Genomic DNA, 15,648 nt, shown 5'->3' with positions numbered 1-15,648 from the left:
ACGCGCCCTCAATTTAATATGTGCAATGGCACCCACTCCGCCGACGTGCCCCGGGGCACAAAAAAGATCGCGCTGGACCCGGCGGAGTCCAGCGCGATCGAACGGCCGGGAACCTGTTGGGGCAGGTCCGGCCGCATGAAGCCATGTGGGTTTCATCGGATTGGGGGATCCGATTCCTACCCGTTAATGCGGGGTGCTAGCGCGACCTCAGGCCTCGCTGCGCTGCTGCGGAATTCCCGCGAGCAGGGCACGGACCTCAGCCTCGCGGTAACGGCGGTGCCCACCCAGGGTGCGGATGGACGTGAGCTTGCCGGCCTTGGCCCAGCGGGTCACCGTCTTCGGGTCCACGCGGAACATCGTGGCAACCTCAGCCGGGGTCAGCAGCGGCTCGGCATCAGGGGTGCGAGCGGTCATGAGCGGCCTCCTCGGGAGAACCGAACCATCTCGGTTCTTTCCTCTAAATTCTGCACCTTGGCCCGCGTTGCCCGAAATGGACATACGCGGGCCGAGTCGGTTATAGGACGAACGGCTTGTCCTCGGCACTACAACTACACCATCCGTCCAGCCTCGACGGCCAAACCGATGGAATTGCCCTCCGAGGTGTTCATCAGCGGTCGGAAGCCGATGGACCGCCCCATAACGGACAGTCACCCCACTGTGACGATCAGTCACAGAGCGATCAGGAGTCCTCAGACCCCCCGTAGAGTGCAATGCCGAGCATTCCGCCCTTACTTGGGCGGAAGGAACCCTCCCCGGACTCCTTGTCCTATTTTGGCACGAGGGTAGGGGAACGGCGCAAGGGTGTGTTTAGTGCAGTCCGTCACGCTTGAGTCAATGGCCCGTATCGGGACGTAGGTCCCGGGCCTTCGACCCGAATAGCCGGTTTCCCGGTTTCGGCGTTCCCCCCGACGGGCGAACTAGTTGGCGAACAGTCTCTCCCGAACCTCACGCCACCGGTCCCTCAGCCCTTCGTACACCTCCGCCGCCGCCACCTCGTCGCCCGCCCTCAGCGCCGCCATCCCGGCGGCGACGTCCCGGGCCGAGCGGTCCCCCGCCAGCCGGTCCGCCGGCAGTGCGTGGACCAGCCCGCCGTAGTCCAATTCGACCATCGACCGCGGATGGAACTCCTCCAGCCAGGTGCCGACCTCCACCAGGCCCTCGGCGAGCGCCTCGTGGCCCGGCGCCTCCCGCAGGGTGCGCAGCCCCCGCGCGAGCCGCCGCCGGGCCTGCACCATCGGAGTCCGGTAGCGCAGCCGCTCACCCGGCAGGTATTCCCGCTCATCGTCGGACACGAGGACGAACCAGCGCAGTGGCACCTGCCACACCGCGGTGCGGATCCACGGCCGCGCATCGGGATTCCGCTCGCGCCAGCGCTCGTACTCCTCGGCCGCCCTCCGCCGCGCGGCCGGCGGCAGCGCCGCGTCCAGCACCGGCAGCGGGAACTGCTCGACGAGCTCCTGGAGCGCCAGCCAGCCGCGCAGCCTGGTCCGCCACGGACACACCAGCAGCACCCCGTCCACCTCCGCGGTGAAGGCGTCCGCGCTCTCGTGCGCCGGCACCCCCACCAGCGGAACCCGCACCAACTCGGCCAGCGAGCGGCGCAGTTCGTCCTGCGCCGTCGGCACCGCCCCGCGCCGGGCGTAGGCGGCCCAGTGCGTCCGCTCCGGCTCCGCGAACGCCGCCAGCGGCTCGTAGACTCGCAGGTAGGAGGCGTACGGAACGGTCGGCGCCGAACGGGCCGACGGCAACCCGGTCTCGGAGGATTCACTCACGCTCTCGTACTCCCCCGCACCACCCGGCGCTACTCCGCCGGACGGCCGGCGGACCACCGGCACGGCGAGGCCCGGTGCGGCCCGTAGACCGCGAGTGTTCCGATCCACGGACAGGTCCCCTGCGGGCGCGTTCCAGGTCTTACTCTGCTCCCAGCACGCCCTCCCCCACCCGCAGGGCGGGCGTCATTACCGCCGCATCTCTTCCATGGGAGTCACCACCGTGACCGAAATGACCGACGGCGTCCTGCACACCCTGTTCCACTCGGAGCAGGGCGGCCACGAGCAAGTCGTGCTGTGCCAGGACCGAGCCACTGGCCTGAAGGCCGTCATCGCCATCCACTCCACCGCCCTGGGCCCCGCCCTCGGCGGCACGCGCTTCCACGCGTACGCCTCGGACGAGGAGGCCGTCCTCGACGCGCTGAACCTCTCGCGCGGCATGTCCTACAAGAACGCCATGGCCGGCCTCGGCCTCGGCGGCGGCAAGGCCGTGATCATCGGCGACCCGGACCTCATCAAGACCGAGGACCTGCTGCTGGCCTACGGCCGCTTCGTCGAGTCCCTCGGCGGCCGCTACGTCACGGCATGCGACGTCGGCACGTACGTGGCGGACATGGACGTCGTCGCCCGCGAGACCCGCTGGGCCACCGGCCGCTCCCCCGAGAACGGCGGCGCCGGCGACTCCTCCGTCCTCACTGCCTTCGGTGTCTTCCAGGGCATGCGGGCCAGCGCCCAGCACCTGTGGGGCGACCCGACCCTGCGCGGCCGCAAGGTCGGCGTGGCCGGCGTCGGCAAGGTCGGCCACTACCTGGTCGAGCACCTGCTGGAGGACGGCGCCGAGGTCGTGATCACGGACGTCCGCGAGGAGTCCGTGCGCCGCATCCTCGACAAGCACCCGCAGGTGACGGCCGTGGCCGACACGGACACGCTGATCCGCACCGAGGGCCTGGACATCTACGCCCCCTGCGCGCTCGGCGGCGCCCTGAACGACGAGACCGTGCCCGCCCTCACCGCCAGGATCGTCTGCGGTGCGGCGAACAACCAGCTCGCGCACCCGGGCATCGAGAAGGACCTCGCGGACCGCGGCATCCTGTACGCGCCGGACTACGTGGTGAACGCGGGCGGTGTCATCCAGGTCGCGGACGAGCTGCACGGCTTCGACTTCGACCGGTGCAAGGCCAAGGCCACGAAGATCTTCGACACCACGCTGGAAATCTTCGCTCGCGCAAAGGCTGACGGTATTCCTCCGGCTGCGGCGGCCGACCGGATCGCCGAGCAGCGGATGGCCGACGGCCGCGCGGCCAAGGCGGCGAAGGCCTCCTAGCCCGCTCCCGGCCCCTGCCGGTGCGCCCGCCGGGGTGCGGCGAGACGGAACTCACTGCACTTCGGCGGGTCGCCCGCCAGGAAAGAGTTAAAATCGCAGCTGACCAGCGAGGACGGGGCGCCTCGATGGTCCTGTTCCGAGGCGCGTCATGCGGGCGGCGTACCGTATGGCCGCGGAAACAGGTACCGTTAAACCCCTACGGACGGTCTCTCCGAGGAGAGCCCGCTCCGAACCATGAACGCGTGTCAGACTCTGGGGCCGTCGAGCCCCGTCACCGAGGGGGTCGAGCCATGGGGCGCGGCCGGGCCAAGGCCAAGCAGACGAAGGTCGCCCGCCAGCTGAAGTACAACAGCGGCGGCACTGACCTTGCGCGTCTGGCCAACGAGCTGGGCGCATCGCCGACGGCGCCGCTGCTGCCTGTCAGCGAGCCGGTCGACGTCGATGACGAGCTGGACGACGACGACCCGTACGCGAAGTACGCGGAGCTGTACAACAACGATGACGACGAGGACGAGGACGACGAGTCCGGCCCGTCGGCTCAGCAGCGTCGCGGCGCTTGACGCCCCGCGTTCGCACCACAACGGGTGGCACTGCGTGATCGCGTGACACCGTAGGCTGGCCGGTTCCGCGTCAGCGCTCAGAGCAACATACGAAACCCGGTCCAGGGCCCGCCCCGGACCGGGTTTCCGTGCTGTCTCAGCTCGCGTACGACCCGGTCAGCGCCGCCCCGTCGGTGTGCTCGCCGCGCTCGGTGATCCCGCCGGCGACCCAGGCGTCGACGCCCCGGTCGGCCAGCGCGGTCAGGGCCACGTCCACCGACTCCTGCGGGACGACGGCCATCATGCCGACGCCCATGTTCAGGGTTTTCTCCAGCTCCAGCTGCTCGACCTGCCCGGCCTTGCCGACGAGGTCGAAGACCGCGCCCGGAGTCCAGGTGGACCGGTCGACCGTCGCGTGCAGGTGGTCCGGGATCACCCGGGCGAGGTTCGCCGCGAGGCCGCCGCCGGTGATGTGCGAGAAGGCGTGCACCTCGGCCGTACGGGTGAGGGCCAGGCAGTCCAGGGAGTAGATTCTGGTCGGCTCCAGCAGCTCCTCGCCGAGGGTCCGGCCGAACTCCTCGACGTGGCTGTCGAGCGACATCCCGGCCCGGTCGAAGAGCACGTGGCGGACCAGCGAGTACCCGTTCGAGTGAAGGCCGGACGACGCCATCGCGATGACGGCGTCACCCGTACGGATGCGATCCGCTCCGAGCAGGTTGTCGTACTCGACGACACCGGTGCCCGCGCCCGCCACGTCGAAGTCGTCCGGGCCGAGGAGGCCGGGGTGCTCGGCGGTCTCGCCGCCGACCAGGGCGCAGCCGGCGAGGACGCAGCCCTCGGCGATGCCCTTGACGATGGCCGCGACCCGCTCGGGGTGGACCTTGCCCACGCAGATGTAGTCGGTCATGAAGAGCGGCTCGGCACCGCAGACGACGATGTCGTCCATGACCATCGCGACCAGGTCGTGGCCGATGGTGTCGTACACGCCCATCTGACGGGCGATGTCCACCTTCGTGCCGACCCCGTCGGTGGCGGAAGCCAGCAGCGGGCGCTCGTAGCGCTTGAGGGCGGAGGCGTCGAAGAGGCCGGCGAAGCCGCCGAGGCCGCCGAGGACCTCGGGGCGCTGCGTCTTCTTCACCCACTCCTTCATCAGCTCGACGGCGCGGTCTCCCGCTTCGATGTCGACGCCCGCCGCGGCGTAGCTGGCACCGGTGGTCTTCTCTGTCATGACAGGAGAGAGCTTTCGTGTCGTTTGCTGCGTGAGATGCCGGTCCCTGGGAAAAGCCTGAAAGACAGGGACCGGCGCAGGTCGAGCCGGGGGCCCGCCCCCGCCCCTGGCGCGGGGCTAGGGGCGGCGGAGTGCGTCGGCGGCGTCCGTGCCGCCGGCCAGCTCGGTCTCCAGGAGCTGCTTGCCCAGCAGCTGCGGGTCGGGCAGCTCCATGGGGTACTCACCGTCGAAACAGGCACGGCAGAGGTTCGGCTTCTGGATGGTCGTCGCCTCGATCATCGAGTCGAGCGAGATGTACGCGAGGGAGTCCGCGCCCAGCGAGGTGCCGATCTCCTCGACGCTCATGCCGTTGGCGATGAGCTCTGCCCGGGTGGCGAAGTCGATGCCGAAGAAGCACGGCCACTTCACCGGCGGCGAGGAGATCCGGATGTGGACCTCGGCCGCACCGGCCTCGCGGAGCATGCGGACCAGCGCGCGCTGGGTGTTGCCGCGGACGATCGAGTCGTCGACGACCACTAGGCGCTTGCCCCGGATGACTTCCTTGAGGGGGTTGAGCTTGAGGCGGATGCCCAGCTGGCGGATCGTCTGCGAGGGCTGGATGAAGGTCCGGCCCACGTAGGCGTTCTTGACCAGGCCGGAGCCGTAGGGGATACCGCTGGCCTCGGCGTAGCCGACGGCGGCGGGCGTGCCGGATTCCGGCGTCGCTATCACCAGGTCGGCCTCGACCGGGGCCTCCTTGGCGAGGCGCCGGCCCATCTCGACACGCGAGAGGTAGACGTTCCGGCCGGCGATGTCCGTGTCCGGGCGCGCCAGGTAGACGTACTCGAAGACACAGCCCTTGGGCTTCGCTTCTGCGAATCGAGAGGTGCGCAGGCCGTTCTCGTCGATCGCGATGAGCTCGCCGGGCTCGACCTCGCGGACGAAGCTGGCGCCCACGATGTCGAGGGCCGCGGTCTCGCTCGCGACCACCCAGCCGCGCTCCAGGCGGCCGAGGACCAGCGGGCGGATGCCCTGCGGGTCACGGGCGGTGTACAGGGTGTTCTCGTCCATGAAGACGAGGGAGAAGGCGCCCTTGACCTGTGGGAGGACCTTGGCGGCCGACTCCTCGATCGTCAGGGGCTTGCCGTCGTCGTCCGTCTGGCCCGCCAGCAGGGCGGTGACCAGGTCGGTGTCGTTGGTGGCGGCCACCTGGGTGGCGCGGCCGTCCTGACGGGGGAGGTCTGCGACCATCTCGGCGAGCTCGGCGGTGTTCACCAGGTTGCCGTTGTGGCCCAGGGCGATCGAGCCGTGGGCGGTCGCGCGGAAGGTGGGCTGAGCGTTCTCCCAGACGGAGGCTCCGGTGGTCGAGTAGCGGGCGTGACCGACCGCGATATGACCCTGGAGCGAGCCGAGAGAGGTTTCGTCGAAGACCTGGGACACGAGGCCCATGTCCTTGAAGACGAGGATCTGGGAACCGTTGCTCACAGCGATGCCCGCGGACTCCTGTCCGCGGTGCTGCAGTGCATACAGTCCGAAGTAGGTGAGCTTGGCGACCTCTTCACCCGGAGCCCAGACACCGAAGACGCCGCAAGCGTCCTGGGGGCCCTTTTCGCCGGGGAGCAGGTCGTGGTTGAGTCGTCCATCACCACGAGGCACGTCTCCGAGTGTAGGCGAGATCGACCACTGGTCCGAATTGGGGACGGCCGGGAAAAGTCACAGTGCGGACAGTCGGGCAACCCCTGCGGAGGGTGACGGCCCCGATATCCGGAATGCCGTGATTGCCAAGGAGGCCGGTGGATTCGCACGGGCTTCCGCGCCTGCCTCTTCCGCCTCCGGGGACCCCGCCGTCACCCGCGCCGAGCGGCGCAGCACCGTGCGTTTCTTTTCCTTTTCTTTTCCTTTCCGCCGGCCGGGCGCCGCGGTCGCGGCCCTGGGGCAGGGCACAGGGGCTGTGGAAGGGTGTGATCATGACTGAACCCAGTGCGTACGTACGCCGGTTGCCGATCGGCGAGCCCATACCGTTCTCCGCCGACGGAATCCCGATGTGGGAGACCTTCCCCTTCGAGGGCGAGCTCCGGGTCAGGGAGCTGGAGCCGCCGGTGCTCCCCGAGCCGCCGCGGAACGGGGAGCACGGGCCGGACGGCTGCGAGTCGTGCGGCCGTCCGGACGCGGACTACCTGTGGACGGACGAGCACTGGCGGCTCCAGGGCATCCGTGCGGCGCTGCCCGCGATCGTCCTGCTCGTCCCGCGCGGCCACCACGACCTGCTGGACCTGCCGGCCGAACGGGCGGCCGAGCTGGGCGGGATGCTCCAGCGCGTGGAGCGGGCCGTGCGCACGCTCGGCGGGATCGGCCGGGTGCACGTGAACAAGTACGGGGACGGGGGCGCCCACCTGCACCTTTTCCTGTTCGCCCGGCCGGAGGGAATGCTCCAGCTGCGCGGATCCAACCTGGCCCTCTGGGACGACGTGCTCCCGCCGCAGCCGGAGGAGGCCTGGGCCGAATCCGCGCGCCTGATCGCCGCGGCGATGGCGAAGGACGGCGGCACGGCCCACGTCTGAGGCCTGCGCCTGGGGCGTTCGCCTGAGACCTCCGCCTGAGGCGATCGTCTGAGACCTCCGCCTGAGGCCTGCGCCTGAGGCGTTCGCCTGAGGCCTGCGCCGCCCCGGCGGGTCACTCGGCGGCGGAGGCGGCCCGGGCCGTGAGGCCCTTGCCGTCGGCGGCCGTCAGCGTCAGGGTCTGGGCCTGGATCCGCCAGGTGAGCGGGCCGCTGCCGAAGAGCTCGGTCAGCGTCCGCTCCAGGTCGCCCTCCGGCCCCGTACAGGCCATCCGGGTCGTGGTCAGCGGGCCGAAGGTGATCCGCGGGCCGTCGATCTCGGCCTTGGCGCTGAACCGGTTGCAGCCGAGGCTGCCGCTCGCGCCCGCGTCCGGGCCGATGGTGAACACGGCCTTGCCGGCGGCCCGGTCCGGCACGGAGGCCGCCGTGTCACCGCTGATCAGCCCGGTCACCGTCCACGCGGTGACGGTGAGCGGGGCGTCCGGCACCGGCGGCTTCGAGACCAGCTCGACGGTGCCGCCGCCTGCGGCCGTCAGGACGAGCCGCTCGGCGGACTCGCGCCGCACCTCCAGCCGGCCCTTCAGCAGCTCGGCGAGCGCCGTCTCGAACTCCATGTGCTCGCAGGCCATGGCGGTGGAGGAGCCGGGCGTGAGGACCATCGCGGACTGCGCGGACCCGGTCTCGTAGGACACGGCGGCCGTGAATCCGTTGCAGCCGTAGTTCCCCTTCACCTCCGCCGTGCGGGAGCCGGTGGGTTCGATCGCCAGGTGGGCGGCGGGCGGTGCGGTGAGGGTCCGGCCGTCCGCGGTCAGCCTCTGGACGGACCAGGATCCCGTGAAACCGGGCCCGGGGAGGGTGTCGGAGGGTCCGGAGCCGTCGGCGCAGGCCGTGGTGGCGGCGAGGACGAGTACGGCGGCCAGGGCTGCGGGGAGGTGCCGGAGTGTGGGCATGTCCCTGGGACGGACGGCGGGTCCGGACGGTTCCGCGCGCAGCTCCGGTCGGATGCCGGCCTGCTCCGTCGGCTCCGGCCTGCTCCGTCGGCTCCGTCGGCTCCGTCGGCTCCGGTCAGCTCATCACCGGCAGCAGGGCCCCCAGGTCGGCCCGCTCGCCGCTGGCCGTGACCCGGGCGTCCGCGACCGCCGAGGCCCAGTCCTCCCGGCCCGTGGCCAGCCTGATCCAGGTCAGCGGGTCGGTCTCCACCACGTTCGGCGGCGTGCCCCGGGTGTGCCGGGGGCCCTCGATGCACTGGACCACCGCGAAGGGCGGGATGCGCACCTCGACCGAGCCGCCGGGCGCCTTGAGGGCGAGGGCGTCGGCGAGCAGCCGGGTGCAGGCGGCGAGTGCCTGCCGCTCGATCGGGACGGCCAGCCCGGCGGCCCGGTTGAGGTCGTCGGTGTGCACGACGAGCTCCACGGTCCGGGTGACGAGGAAGTCGGCCAGCGTCATGTCGCCGACCCAGAGGGCGAGGACCCGGCTGCCCGGGTTCGCGTCCAGGGCCTCGGCCAGCCGGGCGCCCGCGTGCTCGAACAGCTCGGCCGGCGGGGCGCCCTCGAGGATCTCCTTGGCCGCTTCCGCGATCTTTCCGGCGAGGGAGGCGGTGGCGGAGGGCCACTCCACGGCCGTCAGCTCGGGCACGGCCGCCGGCGGGCGGGCCAGTCCGGCGGCGAGCGAGTCGGCGATCCAGGCGATGTGCGCGGCCAGGTCGGCCACGGTCCAGTCGCCGAGCCCGGTGTCCCGCCCGAGCTGTTCGGGGGTCAGTTCCCGGACGGCGTCGGCGATGTGGGCGAACTGCGCGGTGACGGCCGCACGGATCTTCGCGGCGTCGTAGGTACGGGTGCGACGGGTCCTGGATGCCATGCGGCGAGTCTGCCCGATCGGTCGCGGCCCCCGCAGCCGCTGCCGGTGCGGCGGCCGCGGCCGGGTTGCCGGCCGGGGTCTCCCGCAGCAGCCGGATGAGTCCGACGGCGCCGAACCTCCGCCCCGCAGTGGTGCGGGGCGGAGGTTCGGGCGACGGGTCGGACGGGCTCCGATCAGGCCAGCAGGGCCGGGATCGTCGCCTCGTGCGCCTCGCGGAGCTCGGCCAGCGGGATGGTGAACTCGCCCTGGACCTCGATCTCCTCGCCGTCCACGACACCGATGCGGGTGGCGGGCAGACCGCGCGCGCCGCACATGTCGGTGAAGCGGAGCTCCTCGCTGCGCGGGACGGCCACGATGGCCCGGCCCGCCGACTCGGAGAACAGGAAGGTGAACGCGTCCAGGCCCTCGGGCACCACGAGCCGGGCACCGTTGCCGCCGCGCAGGCAGGACTCGGTGAGCGCCTGGATCACGCCGCCGTCGGACAGGTCGTGCGCGGCGTCGATCATGCCGTCGCGCGAGGCGGCGATCAGGATCTCCGCGAGCAGCTTCTCGCGGCCCAGGTCCACCTTGGGCGGCAGGCCGCCGAGGTGGTCGTGGACGACCTGCGACCAGGCCGAGCCGCCGAACTCCTCGGCGGTGTCGCCGAGCAGGTAGAGCAGCTGGCCTGCCTCCGCGAACGCCATCGGCGTACGGCGGTTGACGTCGTCGATCACACCGAGGACCGCCACGACGGGCGTCGGGTGGATCGCGGTGTCGCCGGTCTGGTTGTACAGCGAGACGTTGCCGCCGGTGACGGGGGTGCCCAGCTCCAGGCAGCCGTCCGCGAGACCGCGGCAGGCCTCGGCGAACTGCCACATGACGCCCGGGTCTTCCGGCGAGCCGAAGTTCAGGCAGTCGGAGACGGCCAGCGGCTTGGCGCCGGTCGCGGCGACGTTGCGGTACGCCTCGGCCAGGGCCAGCTGCGCGCCCGTGTACGGGTCGAGCTTGGCGTAGCGGCCGTTGCCGTCGGTCGCGATGGCCACGCCGAGGTTGGTCTCCTCGTCGACGCGGACCATGCCGGCGTCCTCGGGCTGCGCGAGGACGGTGTTGCCCTGCACGAAGCGGTCGTACTGGTCGGTGACCCAGGACTTCGAGGCCTGGTTCGGGGAGGCGACCAGGGCCAGGACCTGCGCGCGGAGCTCCTCGGCGGTCTGCGGGCGGGCCAGCTTGCCCGCGTCGTCGGCCTGGAGGGCGTCCTGCCACTCGGGGCGGGCGTACGGGCGGTGGTAGACCGGGCCCTCGTGGGCGACGGTGCCCGGCGGCACGTCGACGATCTGCTCGCCGTGCCAGAAAATCTCCAGCCGCTCGCCGTCGGTCACCTCACCGATGACGGTGGCGATGACGTCCCACTTCTCGCAGATTTCCATGAAGCGGTCGACGTGCTGCGGCTCGACGATCGCGCACATGCGCTCCTGCGACTCGCTCATGAGGATCTCCTCGGGCGAGAGCGTCGCGTCGCGCAGCGGGACGGTGTCCAGCTCCACGCGCATGCCGCCGGAGCCGGCGGAGGCCAGCTCGGAGGTGGCGCAGGACAGGCCGGCGCCGCCGAGGTCCTGGATGCCCGCGACCAGCCCCTCCTTGAAAATCTCCAGGGTGCACTCGATGAGGAGCTTCTCCTGGAACGGGTCGCCGACCTGGACGGCGGGGCGCTTGGTGGGCTTGGTGTCGTCGAAGGTCTCGGACGCGAGGACCGAGACGCCGCCGATGCCGTCGCCGCCCGTGCGGGCGCCGTAGAGGATGACCTTGTTGCCGGGGCCGGAGGCCTTGGCGAGGTGGATGTCCTCGTGCTTCATCACGCCGATGCAGCCGGCGTTGACCAGCGGGTTGCCCTGGTAGCAGGCGTCGAAGACGACCTCGCCGCCGATGTTGGGCAGGCCCAGGCAGTTGCCGTAGCCGCCGATGCCCGCGACCACGCCCGGCAGGACGCGCTTGGTGTCGGGGTGGTCGGCCGCGCCGAAGCGGAGCGGGTCGACGACGGCGACGGGGCGGGCGCCCATGGCGAGGATGTCGCGGACGATGCCGCCGACGCCCGTCGCCGCACCCTGGTAGGGCTCGATGTACGAGGGGTGGTTGTGCGACTCGACCTTGAAGGTGACCGCGTAGCCCTGGCCGACGTCGACGACGCCGGCGTTCTCGCCGATGCCGACGAGCATGGCGTCGTTCTCGGGGGCCTTCTCGCCGAACTGCTTCAGGTGGACCTTGCTGCTCTTGTACGAGCAGTGCTCGGACCACATGACCGAGTACATGGCGAGCTCGGCGCCGGTGGGGCGGCGGCCGAGGATCTCGCGGATCCGCTGGTACTCGTCCTCCTTGAGGCCGAGTTCCTTCCAGGGCTGCGCCGAGTCCGGGGTCTCGGCGGCGTGCTTGACGGTGTCCAGAGTCATGCGGAGACCAGCTTCTTCAGGATCGAGGTGAAGAATCCCAGGCCGTCGGTGCGGCCGGTACCGACGAGCGGCTCCACCGCGTGCTCGGGGTGCGGCATGAGGCCGACGACGTTGCCCGCGGCGTTGGTGATGCCGGCGATGTCGTTCAGCGAACCGTTCGGATTGAAGTCGAGGTAGCGGAAGGCCACGCGGCCCTCGGCCTCCAGTTCGTCCAGGGTGCGCTGGTCGGCGACGTAGCGGCCGTCCATGTTCTTGAGCGGGACGGAGATCTCCTGGCCCTGCTCGTAGTCGCCGGTCCAGGAGGTCTCGGCGTTCTCGACGCGGAGCTTCTGGTCGCGGCAGATGAAGTGCAGGTGGTTGTTGCGGAGCATCGCGCCCGGCAGCAGGTGGGCCTCGGTGAGGACCTGGAAGCCGTTGCAGATGCCCAGGACCGGCATGCCGGCCTTGGCCTGCTCGATGATGGTCTCCATCACCGGCGAGAACCGGGAGATGGCCCCGGCGCGGAGGTAGTCGCCGTACGAGAAGCCGCCGGCGAGGACGACCGCGTCGACCTGGTGCAGGTCCTTGTCGCGGTGCCACAGCGAGACCGGCTCGGCCCCCGCGAGGCGGACGGCGCGCAGCGAGTCACGGTCGTCGAGCGTTCCGGGGAACGTGACGACACCGATGCGAGCGGTCACGACTCCACCTTGACGACGAAGTCTTCGATGACGGTGTTGGCGAGGAACGTTTCGGCCATCTTGTGGATGCGGTCAAGGGCGGCCTGGTCGACCGGGCCCTCCACTTCCAGCTCGAAGCGCTTCCCCTGGCGGACGTCGGCGATGCCCTCGAATCCCAGGCGCGGCAGTGCACGCTGCACCGCCTGGCCCTGGGGGTCGAGGATCTCCGGCTTGAGCATGACGTCGACTACGACGCGTGCCACTGGCACTCCCGATGGGTGGTTGGTGCGAAGGCGGTTCCTTCAGCGTACCCGCCCGAAATTTCTACGCGGGTAGATTTCGGAGGGGCCTCCACAAGGGCCTCTCCGGGGCGCCCCGCGGCACCCCCTTTCGGCTTCACCAACGCTTCGCAAAATCCACCGGAAAACCACGCGCCCGGGATTGCGGCGGGACACGCGGAGAGAATTAACTGGGCTTCGCAATGCAATGGGAATCGAGGTACAAAGGAATCCTCAGCAGCGCGGCATTTGTCGCTCCGCACCCGGTGGCGAAAGACGCATTGCTCCGAAACATCCACACAGGCGACATCACCGCACGTCAGCGCGCGGCGACTGTCGCGCGAAGGGACCGATATCCGTGGCGCAGCGCGTAGTGGTCACACTCTCCGACGACATCGACGGCGGAGAAGCGGCGGAAACGGTCACGTTCGGCTTGGACGGCAAGTCCTACGAGATCGACCTCAATCTGGCCAACGCCGAGAAACTGCGGAAGACCCTCGCCCCGTACGTGGCCGCCGGCCGCCGGCAGGCCCGCTCCGGGAAGGCCTTCAAGCACACCTCCCTCGCCCCCGACCCGGCGGTCGTCCGCGCCTGGGCCCGGTCGCACGGCTTCGACGTGCCGCCCCGGGGCCGGATCCCGAAGCGGGTCTACGAGGCCTACCACCAGGCCCACTGAGGCGGGCCCCCTGAGGCGGATTTGGCATCCACCCCCTCCCGTCCGCTAGTGTGTGGATCACGCCGAGGGGCGAGACAGCAGGTCAGAGCCTCGAAGGTCGTGCGGGTGTAGTTCAGTAGCAGAACATCCCCCTTCCAGGGGGAAGGCGCAGTGTGCGATTCCTGTCACCCGCTCGCAAAGGCTTTACCGACCACTCCGGTGGATCAGGTAGAGTGATGCACGCATCGCCCGGCGGATCCGCCGGAGCGGGCATGCGGACGTAGCTCAGTTGGTAGAGCACCACCTTGCCAAGGTGGATGTCGCGAGTTCGAGTCTCGTCGTCCGCTCAGAGTGCAAAGGCCCTGATCATTGATCAGGGCCTTTGTCGTATGCGCACGCAGACCACCTGTCGCGCACTGACAAATGTCATCGGGGGCGATGACCGCGCCCACTGGTGCGACGAGGGGCCCGCCGCGAGGCTGGAGCCATGGGGAACAGCACCCGCCGCAGGGTGATCGGGGGAATCGGGGAACCGTGTCGAAACTCACCGGATGGTGGAAGAACCGCAGCAGCGCGGCCAAGGTCGAGCTCTACACACGGTGGTCGCTCCACTTCTTCGTCGTCATCGAGGTCTTCTCCTTCGGCTTGGCCCCGGTGGCCCTCGCCGCCGAGAAGGGCATCTCGCGGCGGGCCGCGCTCGGGGCCCTGCTGGTCGTCCTCGCGCACGCCGTGACCACGGCGTTCCTCTCCGCCCGGGCCCTGGACTGGCTGGTGGGCCGCCGGGAGCGGCCGGTACGGCTCGCGGTGGTGACGACAGCCGCGACCGCCGCGGCCTGCCTCGCCTTCCTGGTGCTCCGCAAGACCGGGCACTTCCCCGAGGAGGCGGCCCCGTCGATGGTGGCCGGCATGGTCTGCTTCACCTGCGGATCGCTCGTGCTCTGCATGAACCGGGTCCGCCTGATGTGGTGCGTCGCACCGGCCTGGGCGCTCGGCGCGGGGGCGGCGGTGCTGGCCGTGGGCCTGCCCTGGGGGGAGGCCGTCGGGTACATGGTCGTGGTGCTGCTGACCGGCCTGTTCCTCAGCATGGCCTGCGGTTTCTCGGGCTGGCTGCTGAAGATGGTCTACGAGCTGGAGCACGCCCGGGAGCTCCAGGCCCAGCTGGCCGTCGCCGAGGAGCGGCTGCGCTTCGGCCGGGACCTGCACGACGTGATGGGCCGCAACCTGGCCGTCATCGCCCTGAAGAGCGAGCTCGCGGTCCAGCTGGCCCGGCGCGAACGCCCGGAGGCCGTCACCCAGATGATCGAGGTCCAGCGGATCGCCCGCGAGTCGCAGCGCGAGGTGCGCGAGGTCGTACGCGGCTACCGGGAGGCCGACCTCGGGGTGGAGCTGGAGGGCGCGCGGGGCGTGCTCACCGCGGCCGGGATGGACTGCCGGGTTGAGGCCGAACCAGGACGGAAGCTGCGCCCCGAGGTGCAGTCGGCGCTCGGCTGGGTGGTCCGGGAGGCCACCACGAACGTGCTGCGGCACGGCGATGCACGCACCTGCGTGATACGCCTCACGGCCCCCGAGGAGGGCGAACTGACCCTGGTCGTGGAGAACGACGGGGCACCCGAGGTGCCGGCCGGGCCGCCCGGCTCCGGGCTCGCCGGGCTGCGGGAGCGGCTCGCGGTGCTCGACGGCACCCTGGAGGCCGGCCCGGTGGGCGATGGCCGATTCCGGCTGCGGGCGCAGATCCCGGGCCGCCAACTGCGAGGACTGGAGGTGCGGGCGTGAGCCCCGTACGCGTACTGCTGGCCGACGACGAGCACCTCATCCGCGGGGCGCTCGCGGCCCTGCTGGCCCTGGAGGACGACCTGCTGGTCGTCGCCGAGGCGGCCTCGGGGCCGGAGGCCCTGGCGATGGCGCGGGCCCACCGACCGGACGTGGCCGTGCTGGACCTCCAGATGCCCGGGGCCGACGGTGTGAGTGTGGCCACCTCCCTGAAGGCCGAACTCCCCGACTGCAAAACCATGATCGTGACCAGCCACGGGCGGCCCGGACACCTCAAGCGGGCCCTGGCCGCAGGGGTGCGGGCCTTCGCGCCGAAGACGGTGTCGGCGCAGCGGCTGGCCGAGCTGATCCGGACCGTGCACGCCGGAGGCCGTTACGTGGACCCGGAGTTGGCGGCCGACGCGATCAGCGCGGGGGACTCGCCGCTGACCGCCCGTGAGGCGGAGGTGCTGGAACTCGCCGGGGACGGGGCACCGGTGGCGGAGATCGCGGAACGCGCCGGCCTGTCGCAGGGGACCGTGCGCAACTACCTGTCGTCGGCGGCCTCGAAGCTCGGCGCGGAGAACCGGCATGCCGCGGTGCGTCTCGCGCGCGAGCGCGGTTGGGTATAGTG

Annotated in this window: 15 protein-coding genes and 2 tRNA genes; 8 read left to right on the top strand and 9 right to left on the bottom strand. The window is 70.8% G+C overall.

Annotated elements, in window-relative coordinates; genetic code table 11:
* Positions 1-207 precede the first annotated feature (207 nt).
* Positions 208-414 carry a developmental transcriptional regulator BldC gene (gene bldC, locus AC068A_RS10850; protein ID WP_003949541.1) on the bottom strand — a complete coding sequence of 69 codons (207 nt, stop codon included), beginning with the start codon at positions 412-414 and terminating at the stop codon, positions 208-210.
* 503 nt (positions 415-917) lie between these two features.
* Positions 918-1,772 (bottom strand): DUF8083 family protein, encoded by an 855-nt coding sequence (locus tag AC068A_RS10845; protein WP_478583567.1) that lies wholly within the window; start codon positions 1,770-1,772, stop codon positions 918-920.
* Positions 1,773-1,977: 205 nt separating this feature from the next.
* On the opposite strand from AC068A_RS10845, the gene AC068A_RS10840 reads away from it, so the two are divergent.
* Both AC068A_RS10840 and AC068A_RS10835 read left to right on the top strand, forming a co-directional pair.
* Positions 1,978-3,093, top strand: a complete 1,116-nt coding sequence (locus AC068A_RS10840; protein ID WP_478583565.1) for a Leu/Phe/Val dehydrogenase — start codon at positions 1,978-1,980, stop codon at positions 3,091-3,093.
* A 242-nt stretch (positions 3,094-3,335) separates the two neighbouring features.
* The gene (locus AC068A_RS10835) at positions 3,336-3,653 is read left to right on the top strand and encodes a DUF3073 domain-containing protein (RefSeq protein WP_478583563.1); all 318 of its coding nucleotides are present in this window, start codon (positions 3,336-3,338) and stop codon (positions 3,651-3,653) included.
* A 136-nt stretch (positions 3,654-3,789) separates the two neighbouring features.
* Here the strand turns inward: AC068A_RS10835 and purM are convergent, their stop codons facing one another.
* Together purM and purF are read right to left on the bottom strand one after the other, a co-directional pair.
* Positions 3,790-4,860: a phosphoribosylformylglycinamidine cyclo-ligase gene (purM, locus tag AC068A_RS10830; protein ID WP_478583561.1), complete on the bottom strand. Its 1,071-nt coding sequence runs from the start codon at positions 4,858-4,860 to the stop codon at positions 3,790-3,792.
* A 117-nt stretch (positions 4,861-4,977) separates the two neighbouring features.
* Positions 4,978-6,495: an amidophosphoribosyltransferase gene (purF, locus tag AC068A_RS10825; protein ID WP_478583559.1), complete on the bottom strand. Its 1,518-nt coding sequence runs from the start codon at positions 6,493-6,495 to the stop codon at positions 4,978-4,980.
* 311 nt (positions 6,496-6,806) lie between these two features.
* Between purF and AC068A_RS10820 the strand changes: the two genes are divergently transcribed.
* Positions 6,807-7,400, top strand: coding sequence for an HIT family protein (locus AC068A_RS10820; protein ID WP_478583557.1), 594 nt, complete (start codon positions 6,807-6,809; stop codon positions 7,398-7,400).
* Positions 7,401-7,512: 112 nt separating this feature from the next.
* On the opposite strand, the gene AC068A_RS10815 is transcribed toward AC068A_RS10820, so the two are convergent.
* The 5 genes from AC068A_RS10815 to purS all read right to left on the bottom strand — a co-directional run bounded on the left by AC068A_RS10815 (position 7,513) and on the right by purS (position 12,595).
* On the bottom strand, positions 7,513-8,346 hold the full coding sequence (locus AC068A_RS10815) for an META domain-containing protein (RefSeq protein ID WP_478583555.1): 834 nt from the start codon (positions 8,344-8,346) through the stop codon (positions 7,513-7,515).
* Between the two features lie 115 nt (positions 8,347-8,461).
* Positions 8,462-9,253 (bottom strand): maleylpyruvate isomerase family mycothiol-dependent enzyme, encoded by a 792-nt coding sequence (locus AC068A_RS10810; RefSeq protein ID WP_478583553.1) that lies wholly within the window; start codon positions 9,251-9,253, stop codon positions 8,462-8,464.
* 173 nt (positions 9,254-9,426) lie between these two features.
* A complete protein-coding gene (purL, locus tag AC068A_RS10805; RefSeq protein WP_478583551.1) occupies positions 9,427-11,676 on the bottom strand; it encodes a phosphoribosylformylglycinamidine synthase subunit PurL in 2,250 nt (749 codons plus the stop codon).
* Complete coding sequence (gene purQ / locus AC068A_RS10800; RefSeq protein WP_478583549.1) at positions 11,673-12,353, bottom strand: phosphoribosylformylglycinamidine synthase subunit PurQ; 681 nt, start codon at positions 12,351-12,353, stop codon at positions 11,673-11,675. Before purQ ends, purL begins: the two co-directional genes overlap by 4 nt.
* Entirely contained in the window at positions 12,350-12,595 is a 246-nt protein-coding gene (gene purS, locus AC068A_RS10795; protein ID WP_179174904.1) for a phosphoribosylformylglycinamidine synthase subunit PurS, read from the bottom strand. Before purS ends, purQ begins: the two co-directional genes overlap by 4 nt.
* 373 nt (positions 12,596-12,968) lie before the next feature.
* On the opposite strand from purS, the gene AC068A_RS10790 reads away from it, so the two are divergent.
* The 5 genes from AC068A_RS10790 (at position 12,969) to AC068A_RS10770 (ending at position 15,646) form a co-directional block, all read left to right on the top strand.
* On the top strand, positions 12,969-13,286 hold the full coding sequence (locus tag AC068A_RS10790; protein ID WP_478583547.1) for a histone-like nucleoid-structuring protein Lsr2: 318 nt from the start codon (positions 12,969-12,971) through the stop codon (positions 13,284-13,286).
* Between the two features lie 101 nt (positions 13,287-13,387).
* A tRNA-Gly gene (locus AC068A_RS10785) sits at positions 13,388-13,459 on the top strand.
* An 80-nt stretch (positions 13,460-13,539) separates the two neighbouring features.
* Positions 13,540-13,612 (top strand) — tRNA-Gly (locus AC068A_RS10780).
* 187 nt (positions 13,613-13,799) lie between these two features.
* Positions 13,800-15,038, top strand: a complete 1,239-nt coding sequence (locus AC068A_RS10775) for a sensor histidine kinase (protein WP_478583545.1) — start codon at positions 13,800-13,802, stop codon at positions 15,036-15,038.
* Positions 15,035-15,646, top strand: coding sequence for a response regulator (locus AC068A_RS10770; protein ID WP_385431474.1), 612 nt, complete (start codon positions 15,035-15,037; stop codon positions 15,644-15,646). The genes AC068A_RS10775 and AC068A_RS10770 overlap by 4 nt, the downstream gene beginning before the upstream one ends.
* Positions 15,647-15,648: the final 2 nt, after the last annotated feature.

Source organism: Streptomyces sp. NPDC043854, from assembly GCF_056436005.1.
This window is presented reverse-complemented; position numbering and strand designations above follow the sequence as displayed.

Coding starts and splice junctions, on each gene's coding strand:
- bldC (WP_003949541.1), bottom strand. CDS start 414: ATGACCGCTCGCACCCCTGATGCCGAGCCGCTGCTGACCCCGGCTGAG.
- AC068A_RS10840 (WP_478583565.1), top strand. CDS start 1,978: ATGGGAGTCACCACCGTGACCGAAATGACCGACGGCGTCCTGCACACC.
- purM (WP_478583561.1), bottom strand. CDS start 4,860: ATGACAGAGAAGACCACCGGTGCCAGCTACGCCGCGGCGGGCGTCGAC.
- AC068A_RS10820 (WP_478583557.1), top strand. CDS start 6,807: ATGACTGAACCCAGTGCGTACGTACGCCGGTTGCCGATCGGCGAGCCC.
- AC068A_RS10815 (WP_478583555.1), bottom strand. CDS start 8,346: ATGCCCACACTCCGGCACCTCCCCGCAGCCCTGGCCGCCGTACTCGTC.
- AC068A_RS10810 (WP_478583553.1), bottom strand. CDS start 9,253: ATGGCATCCAGGACCCGTCGCACCCGTACCTACGACGCCGCGAAGATC.
- purL (WP_478583551.1), bottom strand. CDS start 11,676: ATGACTCTGGACACCGTCAAGCACGCCGCCGAGACCCCGGACTCGGCG.